This window comes from Bradyrhizobium monzae, from assembly GCF_021458635.1.
Classification (GTDB): domain Bacteria; phylum Pseudomonadota; class Alphaproteobacteria; order Rhizobiales; family Xanthobacteraceae; genus Bradyrhizobium.
Window position 1 is genome coordinate 111487 of the sequence record NZ_JAIRDQ010000006.1, and the last position, 19753, is coordinate 131239.

At 64.8% G+C, this 19753-nt stretch carries 13 protein-coding genes and 1 pseudogene; 7 read left to right on the plus strand and 7 right to left on the minus strand.

Going from position 1 to position 19753, the window contains the following annotated elements; all coding sequences use genetic code 11:
• Position 1: 1 nt before the first annotated feature.
• On the minus strand, positions 2-1897 hold the full coding sequence (locus K3F49_RS22405; protein ID WP_234683119.1) for an ABC transporter substrate-binding protein: 1896 nt from the start codon (positions 1895-1897) through the stop codon (positions 2-4).
• Between the two features lie 211 nt (positions 1898-2108).
• Positions 2109-2663 carry a c-type cytochrome gene (locus tag K3F49_RS22410; RefSeq protein ID WP_234683120.1) on the minus strand — a complete coding sequence of 185 codons (555 nt, stop codon included), beginning with the start codon at positions 2661-2663 and terminating at the stop codon, positions 2109-2111.
• Positions 2664-2882: 219 nt separating this feature from the next.
• On the opposite strand from K3F49_RS22410, the gene K3F49_RS22415 reads away from it, so the two are divergent.
• Complete coding sequence (locus K3F49_RS22415; protein WP_234683121.1) at positions 2883-3623, plus strand: 3-deoxy-manno-octulosonate cytidylyltransferase; 741 nt, start codon at positions 2883-2885, stop codon at positions 3621-3623.
• Between the two features lie 21 nt (positions 3624-3644).
• Positions 3645-4505, plus strand: a complete 861-nt coding sequence (locus K3F49_RS22420; RefSeq protein WP_234683122.1) for a prephenate dehydratase — start codon at positions 3645-3647, stop codon at positions 4503-4505.
• A gap of 36 nt (positions 4506-4541) precedes the next feature.
• Here K3F49_RS22420 and K3F49_RS22425 read toward each other — a convergent pair whose 3' ends face one another.
• Positions 4542-5558 carry an LLM class flavin-dependent oxidoreductase gene (locus tag K3F49_RS22425; protein WP_234683123.1) on the minus strand — a complete coding sequence of 339 codons (1017 nt, stop codon included), beginning with the start codon at positions 5556-5558 and terminating at the stop codon, positions 4542-4544.
• Between the two features lie 401 nt (positions 5559-5959).
• On the opposite strand from K3F49_RS22425, the gene metF reads away from it, so the two are divergent.
• The 3 genes from metF to K3F49_RS22440 all read left to right on the plus strand — a co-directional run bounded on the left by metF (position 5960) and on the right by K3F49_RS22440 (position 12125).
• The gene (gene metF / locus K3F49_RS22430; RefSeq protein ID WP_234683124.1) at positions 5960-6886 is read left to right on the plus strand and encodes a methylenetetrahydrofolate reductase [NAD(P)H]; all 927 of its coding nucleotides are present in this window, start codon (positions 5960-5962) and stop codon (positions 6884-6886) included.
• 6 nt (positions 6887-6892) lie between these two features.
• A complete protein-coding gene (metH, locus tag K3F49_RS22435; protein ID WP_234683125.1) occupies positions 6893-10744 on the plus strand; it encodes a methionine synthase in 3852 nt (1283 codons plus the stop codon).
• A gap of 373 nt (positions 10745-11117) precedes the next feature.
• Positions 11118-12125 (plus strand): DUF3592 domain-containing protein, encoded by a 1008-nt coding sequence (locus tag K3F49_RS22440; RefSeq protein WP_234683126.1) that lies wholly within the window; start codon positions 11118-11120, stop codon positions 12123-12125.
• Positions 12126-12179: 54 nt separating this feature from the next.
• On the opposite strand, the gene K3F49_RS22445 is transcribed toward K3F49_RS22440, so the two are convergent.
• Complete coding sequence (locus tag K3F49_RS22445) at positions 12180-12809, minus strand: glutathione S-transferase family protein (RefSeq protein WP_234683127.1); 630 nt, start codon at positions 12807-12809, stop codon at positions 12180-12182.
• Between the two features lie 154 nt (positions 12810-12963).
• Between K3F49_RS22445 and K3F49_RS22450 the strand changes: the two genes are divergently transcribed.
• Both K3F49_RS22450 and K3F49_RS22455 read left to right on the plus strand, forming a co-directional pair.
• On the plus strand, positions 12964-13911 hold the full coding sequence (locus K3F49_RS22450; RefSeq protein ID WP_234683128.1) for a threonine/serine dehydratase: 948 nt from the start codon (positions 12964-12966) through the stop codon (positions 13909-13911).
• Between the two features lie 163 nt (positions 13912-14074).
• Positions 14075-15232, plus strand: a complete 1158-nt coding sequence (locus K3F49_RS22455; protein ID WP_234683129.1) for a BBP7 family outer membrane beta-barrel protein — start codon at positions 14075-14077, stop codon at positions 15230-15232.
• A 144-nt stretch (positions 15233-15376) separates the two neighbouring features.
• On the opposite strand, the pseudogene K3F49_RS22460 reads toward K3F49_RS22455, so the two are convergent.
• From K3F49_RS22460 to glpK, 3 genes and pseudogenes are all read right to left on the minus strand, one after another.
• Positions 15377-15508: pseudogene (locus tag K3F49_RS22460) on the minus strand (GNAT family N-acetyltransferase); the annotation flags it as partial.
• A gap of 203 nt (positions 15509-15711) precedes the next feature.
• Complete coding sequence (locus K3F49_RS22465) at positions 15712-18159, minus strand: penicillin acylase family protein (protein WP_234683130.1); 2448 nt, start codon at positions 18157-18159, stop codon at positions 15712-15714.
• 45 nt (positions 18160-18204) lie between these two features.
• Positions 18205-19707 carry a glycerol kinase GlpK gene (gene glpK / locus K3F49_RS22470; protein WP_234683131.1) on the minus strand — a complete coding sequence of 501 codons (1503 nt, stop codon included), beginning with the start codon at positions 19705-19707 and terminating at the stop codon, positions 18205-18207.
• Between the last annotated feature and the right edge of the window lie 46 nt (positions 19708-19753).

Here is a 19753-nt window from a genome sequence, read left to right on the forward strand (position 1 = left end):
CTCAAGAGCGTTTTCCGATGCGCGCCGCCTTTTCAGCGTCGTACCACCACAGCGTCGGCAGGCCGGAGCGGCCGTACTTCGGCAGCGGCTCGGCATGGCCAAAGCGATCCCAGCGGGCATAACGCGAGAAGCCGTAGGTGAATTGCGGCACGAGGTAGAAATTCCACAACAGCACGCGGTCAAGTGCGTGGGTCGCGGCGACCAGCTCGCCCCGGTCCTTGGCGTAGATCACCTTCTCGATCAAGGCATCGACCGCAGGATTCTTGATGCCGATGGTGTTGCGCGCACCCGGCATGTCGGCGGCCTGCGAGCCCCAGAACTCGCGCTGCTCGTTACCGGGCGAGAGCGACTCGCCCCACTGATCGATGATCATGTCGAAGTCGAAGCTGCGCAGCCTGTTCTGGTATTGCGCATCATCGACCACGCGGATCGAGGTGCTGACGCCGATCCGCTCCAGCGACGGCTTGTAGAACAGCGCGATGCGCTCCGACGACGGATCCTGCACCAGGATCTCGACCGTGAGCGGCTTGCCGGTGCTATCGACCAGCTTGTGGTCGCGCACCTCGAAGCCGGCTTCCTTCAAAAGCTTTGCTGCCTCTCGCAAATTGGCGCGCACTGCCTCCGGATTGCCGCCGACCGGATTCTGGTAGGCCGTGGTGAAGACCTCCGGCGGCACCTTGTCCTTCACGGTTTGAAGGATCTCCAGCTCCTGCCCCTGCGGCAGGCCGGAGGCAGCAAGTTCAGTCCCCTCGAAATAGCTGCCGATGCGCTTGTACTGGCCGTAGAAGAGCTGCTTGTTCATCTCCTCGAAGTCGAAGGCGTAGTTGAAGGCACGGCGCAGCCGCGCGTCCTTGAATTGATCGCGGCGGATGTTGAAAACGAAGGCCTGCATGCGGCCGGAATCGTTGATCGGGAATTCTTCCTTGACCACCCGCTTGTCGGCCACCGCCGGAAAGTCGTAGGCCGTGGCCCACTGCTTGGCGGAGTTTTCGGCGATCCAGTCGGCCTGATCGGCCTTGAACGCCTCCAGCGCGACGAGGTTGTCGCGGAAGAACTCGAAACGCAGCTCGTCGAAATTGTTGGTGCCGACCTGGCTGGGGACCTTGGCGCCCCAATAATCCTTGACCCGCTCGAGCTTGATCGAGCGCCCGGCCACGAATTCCTTGATCTTGTACGGCCCGGAGCCGAGCGGCGGCTCCAGCGTGGTCGCGCCGATGTCGCGCTTGCGCCCCTGCGCGTCAGTACCCTCCCACCAATGCTTCGGCAGCACGGTGAGCTCACCCACGATGGTCGGCAATTCGCGATTGCCGGGCGCGTCGAAGGTGAACTTGACGTCGCGCTCGCCGCTCTTCTCCACCTTCGTCACATGGCGGTAGTAAGAGGCATACATCGGGCTCAGCTTCTTCAGGGATTCCAGCGAGAAGATCACGTCCTCCGGCGTCACCGGCTTGCCATCGTGCCAGCGCGCCTCTTTCCGCAAGCGGTAGGTCACCCAGGAAAAATCGTCCGGGTGCTGCGCGGTTTCCGCGAGCTCGCCATATTCGGTGGCGACCTCGTCCTGGGCACGCGTCATCAGCGTCTCATAGATCAGCGCCGCGGCCGGCGCGAGCGAGCCCTTGATGCCGGCCACCGCGATGTTGAAATTGTCGAAAGTGCCGAGCGAGATCAGGCGCGCGACGCCGCCCTTGGGCGCATCCGCATTGACATAGTCGAAGCGCTTGAAGTCGGCGGGATATTTGATGTCGCCGAACAGCGACAGCGCATGGCGCCAGGGGAGTTCACCAGCCGATTGCGCCTCTGCCGTGCGGACGACGGGAACACCCGCCACGGAGCCGAGGGCGGGGAGCGCAGCGACGGCTGCGCCGGTGAGAAGCAGATCGCGTCGGGTAATGGCCAAATCAACATCCCAGTCTTGAAGGAGGTTACCCCTTTAAGTGCTCAATATAGGCGAGGTTTCGACGGAATATGTTGCTTTTTCCTCATGTTGGAAGGCCGGACAGCCTGTCAGATGCGGCCAAACGCCCCGATAACAACGCCGCGAGGCCCGGATATGCAAACGGCCAGGCTTTGGGGCCTGGCCGCACATCCAAGTTAGAGACCGAGGAGCCTTATTTCGCCGCCGTCGGGAGCGGTTTCGGGCTGTCGGAGAGGCTGTTCAGATAGGCGATGACGTCGGCGCGTTCGCTGTCCTTCGGGATGCCGGCAAAGCCCATCGCGGTGCCGGGGATGGCGCCCTTCGGGTTGGCGATGAACTTGTTCAGCTCGTCGATGGTCCAGGTGCCGCCCTTGGCCTTCATCGCGGCCGAGAAGTTGAAGCCGTTGCGGCCTTCGCCGCGGTGGTCGTCAACAATCCCAAAGAGGTTGGGACCAACGCGATTCGGGCCGCCCTTCTCGAAGGTGTGGCAGGCGGCGCACTTCTTGGCGGCAGAGGCACCCTTCTCGACGGAGGCGGTCTGGAGCAGCTTTTCGATCGGCTCGGACGGGGCGGCGGCGGCCGCGCCACCTTCCTTGTCGCCGGCCACTTCCTTCACGGCGATCTCGAAGCCCGGCTTTTCCGGCATCTTGGGCGAGAACAGCGCCTGCGCGGTGAAGCTCGTCACCAGCAGAATGAGACAGGTGCCGAGCACGGCCCCGAGAATCTTGTTGAGTTCGAAAGAGTCCATTTCCGGCCAGGCCCCACACCGCAAGAAGGAACAGGCGGCCGTGCGGCCGCCAGGACGAGCCTCGGGAGAATCAAACGTTCCTTATTGTTTCCCCGAGTTTTGCCATTGAGATATCGGTTTGCCCGGGGTCTGGCAACCCGTATAAGCGACCCTTCTATCAGCCCGTCCCCACCCCATTTCTCGACGCGGAAAGCGTCGCGTTTCCAGGGCCTTCAACCGATGACCGATCCCCGCATCCTGGTGCTGATCCCGGCCCGCATGGCCGCCACCCGCCTGCCCGGCAAGCCGCTCGCCGATATCGCGGGCCTGCCGATGATCGTGCATGTGATGCGGCGTGCCGAGGCCGCCGGAATCGGCCGGGTTGCGGTGGCAACCGATACGGCAGAGATCGCCGCGGTCGTGACCGCCCATGGCGGCGAGGCGGTGATGACCCGCATGGAGCACCCCTCAGGCTCCGACCGCATCCACGAGGCCATGCAGAAGCTCGATCCGGACGGAAAGGCCGAGATCGTGGTCAATCTCCAGGGCGATTTCCCGACGATCACGATCGACAATATCCGCGAGGTGCTGCCGCCGCTGCAAGACCCGGCCGTGGACATCGCCACGCTGGCCTCGCAGATCCACACCGAGGAGGAGGACCTCGCCCCGAGCGTCGTCAAGGCAATCGGAACCTCGCTCGGGGGCAAGCGGATGCGCGCTCTTTACTTCACCCGCGCCACCGCGCCGACCGGGGACGGACCGCGCTACCACCATATCGGCCTCTATGCCTATCGCCGCGCCGCGCTGGAGCGCTACGTTTCGCTGCCGCCCTCGCCACTGGAGCTGCAGGAGAAACTCGAGCAGCTCCGCGCCCTGGAGGCCGGGATGCGCATCGACTTCACCATCGTCGACACCGTGCCCCGCGGGGTCGACACGCCGGCGGACCTCGAGACCGCCCGCGGCATCCTTTCCAAATCCTGAGCCGCTGCTACAAGGCCCGTCATGAGCAAGATGAAGATCGCATTCCAGGGCGAACCTGGCGCCAATTCCCATATCGCCATTGCCGAGGCCTATCCCGACGCCGAGCCGATGCCCTGCGCCACCTTCGAGGACGCGCTGTCGGCGATCTCCTCGGGCGAAGCCGATCTCGGCATGATCCCGATCGAGAATTCGGTCGCCGGCCGCGTCGCCGACATTCATCATCTTTTGCCGGCCTCTGGCCTCTTCATCATCGGCGAATGGTTCCTGCCGGTCCGGCATCAATTGATGGCGATCAAGGGCACGAAGCTGTCCGACATCAAGTCCGTCGAGAGCCATGTGCACGCGCTCGGCCAGTGCCGCCGCATCATCCGCAAGCTCGGCATCAAGGGCATCGTGCACGCCGACACCGCCGGCAGCGCCCGCGACATCTCCGAGCGCAAGGACAAGACCGTCGCCGCGATCGCCTCGCGGCTGGCCGCGCAGATCTACGGCCTCGACATTCTTGCCGAGGACATCGAGGACGAGGCCCACAACACCACGCGCTTCGTGGTGTTGGCGCGCGAGCCGAAATGGGCGGCACAAGGTTCGGGCCCGCTGGTTACCACTTTTGTATTTCGGGTCCGCAACCTCCCCGCCGCGCTCTACAAGGCGCTCGGCGGCTTTGCCACCAACGGCGTCAACATGACCAAGCTCGAGAGCTACATGGTCGACGGCAATTTCTTTGCCACGCAGTTTTATGCCGACGTCGACGGCCACCCTGACGACAAGGGCCTTGCGTTTGCGATCGAGGAGCTGAAATTCTTTTCGCGCGAATTTCGTATCGTCGGCGTGTATCCCGGCCACCCGTTCCGGGCGACGTTCAGCGAGACGCAGCAGGACTAGTCGCATGTCCCGGACGCGCGAAGCGCGAGCCGGGACCTAGGCTGCCTGCTTCGCCAGCCCGAACGCCTCGGCCAGCAGCGAATACGATTTCTTGCGCGCCTCGTGATCGTACACGGCCGTAATCACCATCAACTCGTCCGGCCTGCTCGCATCCATCAGCGGCTGCAGCTTCTTCCGCACCGTCGCCGGATTGCCGACGAACAGGCGCGAGCGGTTGCGCGCGATCGAGACACGCTCGGAATCCGTATAAGGATGGGCCAACGCCTCCTGGGGGCTCGGCAGCGGCAGATATTGGCCGCGGTCGCGGCGCAGGCGGTTGAGGTCAAAAGACGCGGCGAGCTTTTCGGCCTCTTCGTCCGTATCGGCCGTAATGACGGCGACCGCGAGGATCGCGTGTGGGCTTGCGTTCCAGGCCGAAGGCTGAAAGCGGTTGCGGTAATGCACCATCGCGTCGATCGCATCGTGAGACGCAAAATGATGAGCGAAGGCGAAGCCCATGCCGACTTGCGCGGCAAGCTCCGACGAATAATCGCTGGAGCCGAGCAACCATATCGGCGGCAGCCGACTGTCGTCAGGCATCGCGACGACGTTGTGATAGGGGTGCCCTGCGGGGAATTCACGGGTCTCCCACAGGATCAATTCGTGCAGCCGCTCCAGAAAGTCGTCACCTTCGCGGCGGTCGAGCCGGCTTCGCAGCGCATAGGCCGTAGCGCCATCAGTACCGGGGGCGCGGCCGAGGCCGAGGTCGATGCGGCCTGGAAACAATGCCTCCAGCATCTTGAAGCGCTCGGCCACCACCAGCGGCGCGTGGTTGGGCAGCATCACGCCGCCGGAGCCGACGCGGATGTGCTTCGTCACCGCAGCGATCTGCCCGATCATCACGTCGGGCGCCGGGCTCGCGACCGAGGCGAGGTTGTGGTGCTCGGCGAGCCAGTAGCGGACGTAGCCAAGCCCATCGACATGGCGCGCCAGGTCGATGCTGTTGCGCAGCGCCGCGGCGGGCTTTGTGCCTGTGGTGACGACGGAGAGATCGAGGACTGAAAGCGGGATCATGGCGCGCTAACCTAGTGGAGGGCCGCGCGGCGGCAATGGGCCAACAGCGCAGGTCTGGCGTGTGCGGGCGCAAAGGTCGCGGGCGTGGCAACAGCGGTGTGTTGGGACAACCGTAGAGCACGTAACACAAAATACGTTCTGCCCACCCAACGTAGGCCAATTTTATCGGCCGATTGGATGGATCTATATTATTGATACTAATTGATAATAAATCCTTCTAGCCGATATCCCACTGCCATCCTCCGTATGCCAATATTTGACTCCATTCCATAAAAAGTGGGCGACTTCCCATCACCGATGGGCTGTCGAGAAACCTGCCTTTGTCCTATCTTAGCCTCTCCCAAGCTAGACCCGACCGCCGCCGCCAGACCGCTGGCGAATGCTCTGGAGTGAGTGGTGCCATGACCGATTTGACGACGCCTGCCCACACTGACGGGCAAGACGGGCACCTCGCCGCAAGGCGGCCTGCGATCTCCTTCGAGTTCTTTCCGCCCAAGACCGAAGATATGGAGCGGAATCTCTGGGAGACCATCAACCGGCTGGCCCCGCTCGACCCGAAATTCGTCTCCGTGACCTATGGCGCCGGCGGCTCGACTCGCGAACGCACCCATTCGACCATCTCTCGCATCCTCAAAGAGACTGCGCTGCTGCCGGCTGCGCATCTGACCTGTGTCGGTGCCTCGCGCGGCGAAATCGACGAGATCGTTGACCGCTATCACGAGGTCGGCGTCCGCCACATCGTCGGCCTGCGCGGCGATCCCGCCGGCGGCATCGGCACGCCCTACTCTGCCCATCCCGACGGATATCAGACGTCCGACGCGCTCGTCGCGGGCATCAAGAAGCGGCACCCCGACATCGAAGTGTCCGTCTCCGCCTATCCCGAGAAACACCCAGAAGCACGCGACTTCGACGCCGATATCGATACGCTGAAGGCCAAGGTCGATGCCGGCGCGACGCGCGCCATCACCCAGGTGTTCTTCGATAACGACCTCTACTTCCGTTATCTCGACCGCGTCCGCGCCCGCGGCATCAACATCCCGATCGTGCCGGGCATCATGCCGATGCACAATTTCAAGCAGGCCCGCAATTTCGTCACCCGCGCCGGCACCACCGTGCCGGACTGGTTCGCCGCGAAATTCGATGGCCTCGACGACGACGCCGAGACCCGCAAGCTGGTGGCCGCAACCGTTGCGGCCGGCCAGGTGCAGAAGCTCGCCAAGAACGGCGTCGACACCTTCCACTTCTACACCATGAACCGCGCCGATCTCGTGTTCGCGATCAGCCATTTGCTCGGCATTCGCGCCAAGAGCGCGCAGAAGGCGGCTTAAGACACCATGACTGTACCCACCTCGCCCAAGCGAACCGCCCTCATCAACGCCGCGCGCGAGCGCATTCTCGTGCTCGACGGCGCCATGGGCACGATGATCCAGAACCTGCAGTTCGACGAGGCCGCCTTCCGCGGCGAACGCTTCAAGAATTTCCATCGCGACCTGCGCGGCAACAACGATCTCCTGATCCTGACCCAGCCGCAGGCGATCGAGGACATCCACGCCGCCTATTTGCGCGCCGGCGCCGACATCGTCGCGACCAACACCTTCTCGACGACCTCGATTGCGCAGGCCGATTACGACCTCACCGACATCGTCTACGAGATGGCAAGCGAAGGCGCCCGCCTCGCCGGCAACGCCGCCAAGCGTGTCGCGGCCGAGGACGGCAAGCCGCGCTTCGTCGCAGGCGCCATCGGCCCCACCAACCGCACCGCCTCGATCTCGCCCGACGTTTCGAATCCCGGCTACCGCGCCGTCACCTTCGACGACCTGCGCAAGTCCTATGGCGAGCAGATCCGCGGTCTGATCGACGGCGGCGTCGACCTGCTGCTGGTCGAGACCATTTTTGATACGCTGAACGCCAAGGCCGCGCTCTATGCCATCGCCGAGATCACCGAAGAGCTCGGCATCGACATGCCGGTGATGGTGTCGGGCACCATCACCGACAAATCCGGCCGCCTGCTCTCGGGCCAGATGCCGGAAGCGTTCTGGAATTCGGTGCGGCACGCCAAGCCCGTCACCATCGGCTTCAACTGTGCGCTCGGCGCGGAAGATCTGCGCGCGCACATCGCCGACATCGGCCGCGTGGCCGATACGCTGGTCTGCGCCTACCCCAATGCCGGCCTGCCCAACGAGTTCGGCCAGTATGACGAGACGCCGGAGTACATGGCGCGACTGGTCGGCGAGTTCGCTGCGTCCGGCCTCGTCAACATCGTCGGCGGCTGCTGCGGCACCACGCCGGATCATATCGCGGCCATTGCCGCCGCGGTTGCCCCGCACAAGCCGCGCATCGTGCCGGAGATCGCGCCAAAGCTGCGCCTCTCCGGCCTCGAGCCCTTCATTCTGACCGACGCCATCCCCTTCGTGAACGTCGGCGAGCGCACCAATGTCACGGGCTCGGCCCGCTTCCGCAAGCTGATCACCAATGGCGACTACACGGCTGCGCTGCAGGTCGCACGCGACCAGGTCGAGAACGGCGCGCAGATCATCGACGTCAACATGGACGAGGGTCTTCTGGACTCGGAAGCCGCGATGGTGACCTTCCTCAACCTCGTCGCCGCAGAGCCCGACATCGCCCGCGTTCCCGTGATGGTCGACTCGTCGAAATTCTCGGTGATCGAAGCCGGCCTGAAATGCGTGCAGGGCAAGCCGGTCGTCAATTCGATCTCGATGAAGGAAGGCGAGGACAAGTTCATCCACGAGGCCAAGATCGCCCGCCGTCACGGCGCGGCCGTCGTGGTGATGGCCTTCGACGAGGTCGGTCAGGCCGACACGTTCGCGCGCAAGACCGAGATCTGCAAGCGCGCCTACGACATCCTGGTCAACCGCGTCGGCTTTCCGCCGGAAGACATCATCTTCGATCCGAATATCTTCGCGATCGCGACCGGCATCGAGGAGCACAACAATTACGGCGTCGACTTCATCGAGGCGACGCGCTGGATCCGCCAGAATCTGCCGGGCGCGCACATCTCGGGCGGCGTGTCGAACCTGTCGTTTTCGTTCCGCGGCAACGAGCCGGTGCGCGAGGCCATGCACTCGGTGTTCCTGTATCACGCCATCAAGGCCGGCATGGATATGGGCATCGTCAATGCCGGGCAGATGATCGTCTATGACGACATCGATCCTGAACTGCGTCAGGTGTGCGAGGACGTCATCCTCAACCGCGATCCGGGCGCGTCCGAGCGACTGCTGGCGCTCGCGGAGAAATTCCGGGGCAACAAGACCCAGACCAAGGAAGCCGATCTGGCCTGGCGCGAATGGCCGGTCGCGAAGCGGCTGTCGCATTCGCTGGTGCACGGCATCACCGAGTTCATCGAGCAGGACACCGAGGAAGCCCGCAAGAATTCGTCGCGCCCGCTCGACGTGATCGAGGGGCCGCTGATGGCCGGCATGAACGTGGTCGGCGACCTCTTCGGCGACGGCAAGATGTTCTTGCCGCAGGTGGTGAAGTCCGCCCGCGTGATGAAGCAGGCGGTCGCCTGGCTGATGCCGTTCATGGAAGAGGAAAAGGCACGCAACGCCGCGAACGGCATCGAGAGCGGCGCCACTTCGTCGGCCGGCAAGATCGTGCTCGCGACCGTCAAGGGCGACGTCCACGACATCGGCAAGAACATCGTCGGCATCGTGCTCCAGTGCAACAATTACGAGGTGATCGACCTCGGCGTGATGGTGCCGGCTGCAAAAATCGTCGAGACGGTGAAGGCGGAGAAGGCCGACATCGTCGGCTTGTCCGGCCTGATCACGCCGTCCCTCGACGAGATGGCGTTCTTCGCCGGCGAATTGCAGCGCGAAGGCCTCAAGCTGCCGCTCTTGATCGGTGGCGCCACCACCAGCCGCGTGCACACCGCCGTGAAGATCGATCCGAGCTATCGCGCTGGCCCCGTCGTCCACGTCAACGACGCCAGCCGCGCGGTCGGCGTCGCATCCTCGCTGCTGAGCCCTGAGAAGCGCGACGCCTATGCCGCCGACGTGCGCGCCGAATACGCCAAGATCTCGGATGCGCATATGCGCGCGCAGGCTGACAAGAAGCGGCTGAAGCTGGAGGCGGCACGCAAGAACCGCGTGCCGGTCGACTTTGCCGCCAACAAGCCGGTGAAGCCGACCTTCCTCGGCATCAAGAGCTTCGACGACTACGATCTCGCCGAGCTCGTGCCCTATATCGACTGGACGCCGTTCTTCCAGACCTGGGAACTGGCCGGCCGCTTCCCCGCGATTCTCGACGACGCCAAGGTCGGCGAAGTCGCGCGCTCGCTCTATGACGATGCGCGGAAAATGCTCGACCTGATCGTCAAGGAAAAATGGTTCCGGGCGCGCGCCACCGTCGGCTTCTGGCCGGCGAACGCGCAGGGCGACGACATCGTGCTCTATGCCGACGAGAGCCGCACCAAGCGCATCGCGACGCTGCACACGCTGCGCCAGCAGCTCGAGAAGCGCGAGGGCCGCTTCAACGCGGCGCTCGCCGACTTCATCGCGCCTGCGGGCGTGCCCGACTATGTCGGCGGCTTCGTGGTCACCGCCGGCATCGGCGAGGATGCGGTCGCCGATCGCTTCAAGATGGCCAATGACGACTACTCGTCGATCCTGTGCAAGGCGCTGGCCGATCGGCTGGCCGAGGCTTTCGCCGAACGCATGCATGCGCGCGTACGCCGCGAGTTCTGGGCCTATGCGCCGGACGAGGCGCTGTCGACCGACGATCTGATCCTGGAGAAGTACCAGGGCATCCGCCCCGCACCCGGCTATCCCGCGCAGCCCGATCACACCGAGAAGGCGACGCTGTTCGAGTTGCTCGACGCTGAGAACACCGCCGGCGTGAAGCTCACCGAGAGCTTCGCGATGTGGCCTGGCTCCTCCGTCTCCGGGCTCTACTTCGCGAACCCCGAGAGCTATTATTTCGGCGTCGGCAAGATCGAGCGCGACCAGGTCGAGGACTACGCCGCGCGCAAGGGCATGAGTGTGGCCGAGACCGAGCGCTGGCTCGCGCCGGTGCTGAACTACATCCCGTCGCGCGAGGACGCCGACAAGGCTTTTGCGGCGACACCCGCCAACGACGAGACCTCAAAGGACCTCGCCTCGCATCCGCCCGGCTGCACCTGCGCGGTGCATCTGGTCTGGCAGAAGAAGCGCGCAGGCGCGGGATAGCCGTCCCGGCGCTCAAAAGCGAAAAACAACCCCATGCACAGTAGGGATGGGGTTGAAAGGCTCGAGAGATTTTCGGTCTTACCGAAAATCACTTGCTCCGTCGGGCAAAACAGCTGTATCAAGGCAGGATCGGGTCGCGTGCCAATCACGGTCATTCCGGGGCGCGCCCCTTGGCGCGAGCCCGGAATCCATTTGTCCACATCACCCGCCGCACGATGGATTCCGGGCTCGCGCTACGCGCGCCCCGGAATGACGAGAGCCCTCACCCCTTCGGCAGCGCGGCTGCATGATCTCCTTGAACGGTGCCAGCGCCGTGAACGCAACGCGCGCTCGTCGCGACCAATGCCAGTCGCGGTCGGGGAGCAGGAATCAGATGCTGGATGCCCAAGGATTGATGTGGACGCAGATTGCCGCCGGCATCTCGACGCTGCTGTTTGGATTGATGTCGTTCAATCTGGTCCGCATGCGGGGCCGGATGCAGGCCGCGCGGAGCTGGGACAAGGTCGAGGGCATCATCACGGTCTCCAGGGTCGACCAACCGGCGGCGCACGTCTCGGACGATCAGAACGATGCCAAGCCTGTGGTCCGCTATCGCTATCATGCTGGCGGCGAGGAGCTTGAAAGCGACAAGGTCTTTGTCGGCGGCATCGCCATGATGACAAGGGTGCTCGCCGCCAAACTGGCCGGACGATATCCGGTCGGCGCCCATGTCGACGTCTATGTCGATCCGGCGTGCCCGGCCGAAGCGCTGCTGGAGCCCGCCGCAGCGCAGAACGTCGCGGCGCTCGTGGCATTCGCGATCGTGTTCGGTTTCATTGCCACCATCCTGACCGCGCATTCGCTCGCGGGGCACGTGCTTTACGCCGACAAGGGCGTTCCGCTGTTCGTGTTCGCGCTACCGATCATCGTGCTCGTGGGCGGCGTGTTCTGCGTCGCCGAGTATGTCAGCACCCGCCGGCTGGCGAGCGCCAGCCTGCGCTGGCCGACCGCGGCCGGCAGGGTTACCCATTGCGCCGTGATCGAGGAAATCATCGAGGACAAGGGCAACGACGACGACAAGTCACGGACCAGCAAGTTCCAGCACCGCTATCAGGTCGACCTCCGCTACGCCTACAAGGTCGGCAAGCGCGACTTCACCGGCACCGAAGTCAATTGGGGCGGCACCATGATCTCCGGGCTGCGCGAGGTCGCGGAAGAGGCCGCGGCGAAATATCATCCCGGGCAAAACGTCAAAGTTTATTACGATCCGGAACGGCCGGGACATGCGGTGCTGGAGCCTGCAAGCCGGGAAGGCGCGCTGGGGCCGCTGATCGGCGCCGCGGTCTGCGCGATCGTCGGAGGTCTTTTCCTGACATTCCTGATCAAGGTCGGGTTCGCATAGCGGCGCTTGATGTCCTTCCGGGCGAGCGCGCGCATCGGAATGACATCATGGGACTCACCCCTTCGGCGGCGCCAGCGGCTGCACGATCTCCCTGAACGGGGCCAGCGCCTCGCAGCGCTCGGCATGTGCCGCCAGCGCCGGGTAACTCGCCGTGTCGAACAATTGCGGATGCGCCTCGCGGGTGAAGCGGGTGACGCAGGCGACCGCGATGTCGGCGTGGCCGAGGCGGTCACCGAGCCAGTACGGCGTGGTCACCTTGGCACGTTCGGCCTCCAGCACGGCGAGCACGTCGCCGATCTGCGCCTGGCAGCGCTCGACCCACAGCGTGAGCTGCTCCTTCCGCAACACGCGCTCATAGAGCAGGCTGACCGCCTTGTCGCCGAGGCCGGTGGCGAGCGCGCAGATGCGCAAGTGTTTCCGGCGATCAACGCCGCTTCGCGGCAGCATCGCCTTGTCCGCACCGATGAGCTCGTCGAGATAGTCCAGGATGATCGTGCTCTCGATCAGCGCCTCGCCATCGTCGAGCACCAGCGTCGGCACGCGGCGCAGCGGATTGTACGGCGCGATTCTGTCGGCATCGCCGAAGGTCGACCACGGTCTGTGCTCGAAGGCGAGCCCGTAAAGCCGCAACGCAATCGCGACACGGCGGACGAAGGGGGAATCATATTGGCCGATCAGGAACATGGTTCTCGCTCTTCATTGGCAGGACAAGGCAGGGCCGGTCAGCTTCCACGATGAGATCGCAGCGACGCAAGCGAAATCCTGGACATGCAGCATTGCGCCCAATGCAATGGCGCTCGCGACAACGTCGCCCGGATGGGCTATCAAGGACGGCATCATGACAGCGACATCAGACATCACGCGCGAGCGGATCACGGCGACCGAGGCCGTCATCCGCCCGCACATCCGGCGCACGCCGCTGCTCGCAGCTGATCTGGCCGATTTCGGGCTTGCACCCGCGCCCGTCATCTTCAAGCTCGAGCTGCTGCAGCATTCCGGGTCGTTCAAGGCGCGGGGGGCGTTTGCCAATCTGCTGCTGCGGCAGGTGCGGCAAGCCGGTGTCGTCGCCGCATCCGGCGGCAATCACGGCGCGGCCGTCGCCTATGCGGCGCAGCGGCTCGGCATTCCCGCCACGATCTTCGTTCCTGACATCACCTCGCCCGCCAAGGCCGAGCGGATCAGAAGCTATGGCGCCGCGCTCGTGATCGCGGGCAACCGCTATGCCGATGCGCTTGCGGCTAGCGAGGCGCATGTCGCGCGCACCGGCGCCATGGCCGTTCACGCCTACGACCAGCCCGAGACTCTGCTCGGCCAGGGCAGCGTCGGACTGGAGCTGGAGCAGGATGCACCTGATGTCGACACGCTGCTGGTGGCCGTGGGCGGCGGCGGGCTGATCGGCGGCATTGCGGCGTGGAGTGGCGGGAGGACGCGCATCATTGCCGTTGAGCCGGAGCTATCGCCGACCCTGCACGCCGCCTTCGCAGCGGGAGCGCCGGTCGACGCGCCGGCCAGCGGCCTCGCCGCCGACAGCCTCGCGCCGCGGCGTGTTGGAGAGCTGATGTTTCCGATCGCGCGCGCCCATGTCGAGCACGTCGTCCTCGTCAGTGACGACGCGATCCGGCAGGCGCAGGGTGCACTATGGTCACGCCTGCGCCTGGTCGCCGAACCCGGCGGCGCGGCGGCCTTCGCAGCGCTGCTCTCCGGCGGCTATCGGCCGTCGCCGGGTGAACGTGTCGCGGTGCTGGTGTGTGGCGCCAACACGACGGCGGTGAACTTCGACAGCTAGTTGGGCTGCGCTTGCAATGACGGCGCGGAGAGAGCCGTGTGATCCCATTCAACAACGAGGCTTTGCGGCAACAGCCGCAGGTTTCCTTCGGTGTCCTCGTCAACTGCGTCTTGCCGAACAAATTGTCGCATGGTTCCATCCCCAAGAACTCGGGGGAGTGGCAATGGCTCGGCGGGCAATCCGCACCGCATCGATCGGCATGATCCTGGCCGCGGTGGCGTCTGGCGGAACGAGCGCACTGGCCGCCGATCTGCCGCTGAAAGCCGCGCCAAAACCGTTTAATTTCAATCCGTTCTGGGCCGAGGTCGACTATCTTGCCTGGAGTGTGACCGGCGACAAGCTGCCGGCGCTGGTGACGACGGCGCCTGCCGGCACGCCGTTCGGCCTGGCCGGCGTGCTCGGTCAACCGACCACGACGGTTCTATTCGGCAATTCCACCGTCAACAATGACTGGCGCTCGGGCGGACGGATCACCGCCGGCTATTGGTTCGATCCGCAGCGCAGCCGCGGCATCGAAACCTCGTTCTTCGGGCTGGAGAATATCGGAACCCGCTTTGCGGCCGACAGCAACACTTATCCGATCCTGACGCGGCCTTTCTTCAACGTCGCGACCGGGGGGCAGGATGCACTGATCGCGGCTTTTCCGGGGATCAGCACCGGTAGCGTCAAGGCCAACGAGACTTCATACCTGCTCGGCGCCGGCGCGCTCTATCGCCAGGACCTTGGCATGTGGAGTGGGCAGCGCGTCAGCGCGCTGATCGGCTATCGCTATTTGCGTTCATCCGACACGCTTTGGATCACCGACACCAGCAACGCCCCGGCCTTCGGCTCGTTCATCCCCACCGACAATTTCAAGGCGGCGAGCAATTTCCACGGCCTCGATCTCGGCCTCACCGGCGAATGGCGGAACGGCCCGTGGTCGCTGGAATGGCGCGGCAAGGTCGCGCTCGGCGCCAATTTCAGCACCGCTGATATCTCGGGCTCCACGACCAGCACCCTCTTCGGCGTCACTACGACGACTGCGGGCGGCTTCCTGACCGCCCCCAGCAATATCGGCCATTTCGAGCAGACCCGCTTTGCCGTCGTGCCGGAGATCTCGCTGAAGGCCGGCTATCAGGTCGCACCTGGCTGGCGGCTGATCGCCGGTTACGACGTCATGTACTGGACCGGCGTGCAGCGCGCCGGCGGGCTGATCGACACCAGCGTCAATCCAACCCTGGTGCCGGGCCCCGGCGTCGGACCGGTGCGGCCGCTGCCGGTGCTCAACACGACGAACCTGCTTGCGCAGGGTTTTAGTTTCGGCGTGCGGTATAATTATTGAGGGCGCGACGCGCGATCGCCACACTCGGTCATTGCGAGCGTAGCGAAGCAATCCAGAATCGTTCTGCGGAGGCATTCTGGATTGCTTCGTCGCAAGAGCTCCTCGCAATGACGGTGGAAGGAGCCGTCTTTTTTACTCAATGAGCAGGGTCCAAGAACCTGAAGGAGCGCCAGGTGGATCGTCACGGCGCGGAGCGTGTGCGGTCATCTCCAGATGGATGACGACAGCGGCGATCTTGCCGGCGGAGATGTCGGAATAGCCGTCGGGGAGGATCACGGAGGTGGCTTGTTCAGTTTAGTCAAAGCGGCGGTGCATTCCCTCCCCCCTTGTGGGGGAGGGCTAGGGAGGGGGGTAGCCCAGGAAAAGGTGCCGGTTGTTGATGATGCAGAGAGCGGGTGCGCGATCGATAGAATCCCTGTGTGGTTACCCCCCTCCCTGCCCCTCCCCACAAGGGGGGAGGGAACAGAGAGAGCTCTCGCTCACCGCGGCGTCAGCGTGATCGCTTCCGCGGTTGCGGCTTCGACCGCGGAGAGGCTGTAGAGCAACGGCACATACTGGCCGGTCGCCCAGAGCGGCGCGAGGTCGCGGTAGTGGCCGCTGAAGGGATCGCCGGACTGGCCGGGCGTGTTGATGGTGCGGCTCGCATCCCAATTGCCGACGTCGAGCACCATGCGGAACGAAGCGCCCGCAGTGAGCCGGTAATCCGAGCGCCGATAGGTGGCGGCGCGCGGCACGTTGGCGGCGCCGCCATAGGCGAGCGGGCCGACCGACAATTGCGCTGCGGTCGCCTTGTCGGCGAGCGGCATCAGCGCGTGATCGAATTTTGCGACATGCAGGCGGCCCCAGCGCCACGTGGAGGGATCAGGACCGAGCTTGCTGGCGACATCGGCCACGGCCGCACCGAGGCTGTCGCGCAGGATCTGGTCGCGCCCTGCCGCGGGATCGGAGCCGAACGACGCATCCGGAGCTTCCAGCGCGGCGACGAGCGCCGAGATGCTGGAGGCCTCGGGCGCGATCAAGTCCGCGGCCTTGGGCGCTGTGACCTTCAGCAGCACCGGACCGAGATGATTGGCGATCCAGACCTCGAACACGGCGGCCGCCGCGCTATCGGCGGAATCGCGCGCGTCCCACGGCTTGAGCAGATCGAGGCCCTGTTTCACATTGGCGTCGTCCGACGACAAACGCTGCAACAGTTTGACCAGCCGGCGCCCCATCATGGCGGTGTCGTCGTTCTGCAAATCCATGGCGTCGGCAATCGTCACTTTGTTGTTCGCCGCGAGCACCTCGGTAATCCGCTGCCAGCGTGCGCTGTCCGACCATTCGAAGCCGACCCTGCGCTCGTTGACGGGATAGTCAGACGGCAGGTTCATGTGGTTCGCTGTGGCGAAAAAGCCCTGCTTCGGCTGATACGATTTCGGCAGCTCGTCGAGCGACAAAAATCCCTGCCACTCGTAGCGGCCATCGCCGGGCACCGGCATCAGGCCGTCGAAGTTCAGGCGGCGCGGCGTCTTGCCGGCGGCGACCCAGCCGATATTGCCCTTGGTGTCGGCATAGACCTGATTCTCCGACGGCGCGCCCCAGCGCCGCATGGCGCCGAGAAAGCCGGTCCAGTCCTTCGCGGTCATGTAATCCGACGAGCCGAAATAGGCCGACGTGCCGGGCTCGAACCAGATCGAGCGCACGGCGAAGGCGCGGTTGTTCTTGTCATCAACGAAGATCACAGGGCCGTGGCGGGTGAATTTCAGCTCGAGGTCGCGGTCGGCCTCGCCCTTCACCTGCTCTTTCTCGTGAACGTTGCGCATGTCTTCCCAGCCATTGCCGTAGCGATACTGGTTGGGATTTTGCGGATTGAGCTCGTAGACGTAGAGGTCTTCCTGGTCGACGTTGAAGATGGTGAGGCCGAAGGCGATGGTGTCGTTGTGGCCGATCGAGATACCGGGCAGCGCCGGCTCGCCGGCGCCGATCACGGAGAGGCCGGGCGCATTCAGCCCGACGATATAGCGCAGCGAGGGCACGCTGTGCTCGCGATGCGGATCGTTGGCGAGGATCGGACGGCCCGTCGCGGTGCGCGAGGCCGCGATCACCCAATTGTTGGAGCCGATGGTGTCGCGCTGCTGGTCGGCTTCGGTGAGATATTTGTCGGGATCGTGCGCGAGCGCGGCCTTCTGGTCCTTTGGCGCGGCAAAGGCCACCGGGCGCGTCGCGAGGTCATAGGCCGCGAGCACCGCCTTCGGCACGCTGCAGGCGTCGAGACCATCTGGGATTTTCGTGGTCCAGGCCGGCTCGAGCTTCACACGAAACCGATCCGCATCGAGACCGGCCGCGCAGGCGACCAGCGAGCGCTTGACCTCGGAAGAGACGTTGCGCGTCAGCCCGTGGCTGCGGATGCGGACGACATCGTCCGCGGTCCAGGCATCAGGCATGGTGCCAGCGATCCTGAACTCGATCGGCAACGGACGTTTTCCCGCGCGCACGTCGGCGACATAGGCGTTGACGCCGGCGACAAAGGCCTCCGCATAGGTCTTGGCCTTGGGACCGTAGGCCGCCCACTCCGCCTTCATGTCGCCGCGATAGAGAAACAGCCGCAGCGCCTTGTCCTGCTCGACATAGGGCTGGCCGAAATCCTTCGCGAGCAGGCCGAGGCCTCGTTTGCGCCAGAGATCGATCTGCCAGAGCCGGTCGCGCGCGGCGTTGAAACCCTGCAGGAAAAACAGGTCGTGCTCGTTGCCGGCATAGATGTGCGGGATGCCCCAGACGTCGACCAGAATCTGGGCGGGCGCGTCGAGACCGGCGACGTCCGTTTTGGTTTGCCGCGCGCTGCCGAGCGGGTTCGGTTTTTCGCGCGCCATGGCTGGCGAGGCGAGCAACGCGGCGCAGATGGCCGCGCTGCTGAGCTTCTGGATGACCCGGTTGAAATCCGTGTTCATTGTTGGTCCTCTCGTTTGTTGTTGATTGGGGCGCAGCGCGCCCGCTCACTCCCCTTCGTCGCTTGCCAGCACGCCCTTCACCGCGCGGGCCCAGCCGGCGAGCTTTCGATCGCGTGTGGCCTGGCTCATGTTCGGCTTGAAGCGGTGCTCGAGCCGCCAATTGTCGGCGAACTTCGTCGGCTCGGGATAGACATCGGCCTGGAGGCCGGCGAGATAGGCCGCGCCGAGCGCCGTTGTTTCCTGGATCACGGGACGGTCGACCGGCGCGTCCAGGAGATCGGCGAGGCGCTGCATGGTCCAGTCCGACGCCGTCATGCCGCCGTCGACGCGGAGCACGACGCTCGCGGTTTCCGAGCTCGGCCAGTCCGCGCGCATCGCGGCCCAGAGATCGAAGGTCTGGTAGCAGACGCTTTCCAGTGCGGCATGCGCAAGCTCGGCCGGGCCGGTGTTGCGGGTGAGGCCGAACAGCGCGCCACGCACACGCGGATTCCAGTAAGGCGCGCCCATGCCGACGAAGGCCGGCACCAGATAGACGCTCTGCATGGAATCGGATTGATCGGCAAGAGGTCCGGTCTCGGCCGCGTGCTTGATGATGCCGAGGCCGTCGCGCAGCCACTGCACCGCCGAGCCCGCAACGAAGATCGAGCCTTCGAGCGCATAGGTGCGTTTTCCCCCGAGCTGGTAGGCGATGGTGGTGAGCAGCTTGTTCTTCGACGCCACCGGCGTGGAGCCGGTGTTGAGCAGGGCAAAGCAGCCGGTGCCATAGGTCGATTTCATCATGCCCGGGCGGAAGCAGGCTTGCCCAATGGTCGCGGCCTGCTGGTCGCCGGCGATGCCCGCGATCACAATCGGGCCGCCGAACAAATCCGGCGTGCTCTCGCCGAAATAGGCCGAGGAGTCCTTCACCTCGGGCAGCATCGAGCGCGGCACGCCGATGATCTCCAACAGCTCGTCATCCCACTGGCCGGTGTGGATGTTGAACAGCAGCGTGCGCGAGGCGTTGGTGGCATCGGTGGCGTGCACCTTGCCGCCGGTGAGGCGCCACAGCAGGTAGCAGTCGACGGTGCCGAACATCAGCTCGCCGCGCGCGGCGCGTCCCCGCGCGCCAGGGACGTGGTCGAGGATCCAGGCGACCTTGGTGCCGGAAAAATAAGGATCGATGATCAGGCCGGTCTTTTGCGAGATTAGCGGCTCGTGGCCTTCGTGCTTGAGCTTCGCGCAGATATCAGCGGTGCGGCGATCCTGCCAGACGATGGCGCGGTGCACGGCCTGCCCGGTGGCGCGGTCCCACACCACGGTGGTTTCGCGCTGGTTGGTGATGCCGATCGCGGCGATATCCTTGGCCGTGATGCCGGCCTGCGCGATCGCGTCGCGGCAGACCATCACGGTCGAGGTCCAGATGTCCTCCGGCTCGTGCTCGACCCAGCCCGAGGCCGGAAAATGCTGCGGAAACTCCTGCTGCGCTTTCGCCGCGATGGAAATGTCGCCACGAAACACGATCGCGCGCGAGGAGGTGGTGCCCTGGTCGATGGCGAGGACGAAAGACATGGAAGCTTACCTTGGCGTTTTCTTGGCGTTTCCCGGTGACGGTCAT

Bases quoted from the DNA above. Each gene is read 5' to 3' on its own strand.
- K3F49_RS22410 (WP_234683120.1), bottom strand. From the start codon at position 2,663: ATGGACTCTTTCGAACTCAACAAGATTCTCGGGGCCGTGCTCGGCACC.
- metH (WP_234683125.1), top strand. From the start codon at position 6,893: ATGACTGTACCCACCTCGCCCAAGCGAACCGCCCTCATCAACGCCGCG.
- K3F49_RS22455 (WP_234683129.1), top strand. From the start codon at position 14,075: ATGGCTCGGCGGGCAATCCGCACCGCATCGATCGGCATGATCCTGGCC.
- K3F49_RS22420 (WP_234683122.1), top strand. From the start codon at position 3,645: ATGAGCAAGATGAAGATCGCATTCCAGGGCGAACCTGGCGCCAATTCC.
- glpK (WP_234683131.1), bottom strand. From the start codon at position 19,707: ATGTCTTTCGTCCTCGCCATCGACCAGGGCACCACCTCCTCGCGCGCG.
- K3F49_RS22445 (WP_234683127.1), bottom strand. From the start codon at position 12,809: ATGTTCCTGATCGGCCAATATGATTCCCCCTTCGTCCGCCGTGTCGCG.
- K3F49_RS22465 (WP_234683130.1), bottom strand. From the start codon at position 18,159: ATGAACACGGATTTCAACCGGGTCATCCAGAAGCTCAGCAGCGCGGCC.
- K3F49_RS22415 (WP_234683121.1), top strand. From the start codon at position 2,883: ATGACCGATCCCCGCATCCTGGTGCTGATCCCGGCCCGCATGGCCGCC.
- K3F49_RS22450 (WP_234683128.1), top strand. From the start codon at position 12,964: ATGACAGCGACATCAGACATCACGCGCGAGCGGATCACGGCGACCGAG.
- K3F49_RS22440 (WP_234683126.1), top strand. From the start codon at position 11,118: ATGCTGGATGCCCAAGGATTGATGTGGACGCAGATTGCCGCCGGCATC.
- K3F49_RS22425 (WP_234683123.1), bottom strand. From the start codon at position 5,558: ATGATCCCGCTTTCAGTCCTCGATCTCTCCGTCGTCACCACAGGCACA.
- metF (WP_234683124.1), top strand. From the start codon at position 5,960: ATGACCGATTTGACGACGCCTGCCCACACTGACGGGCAAGACGGGCAC.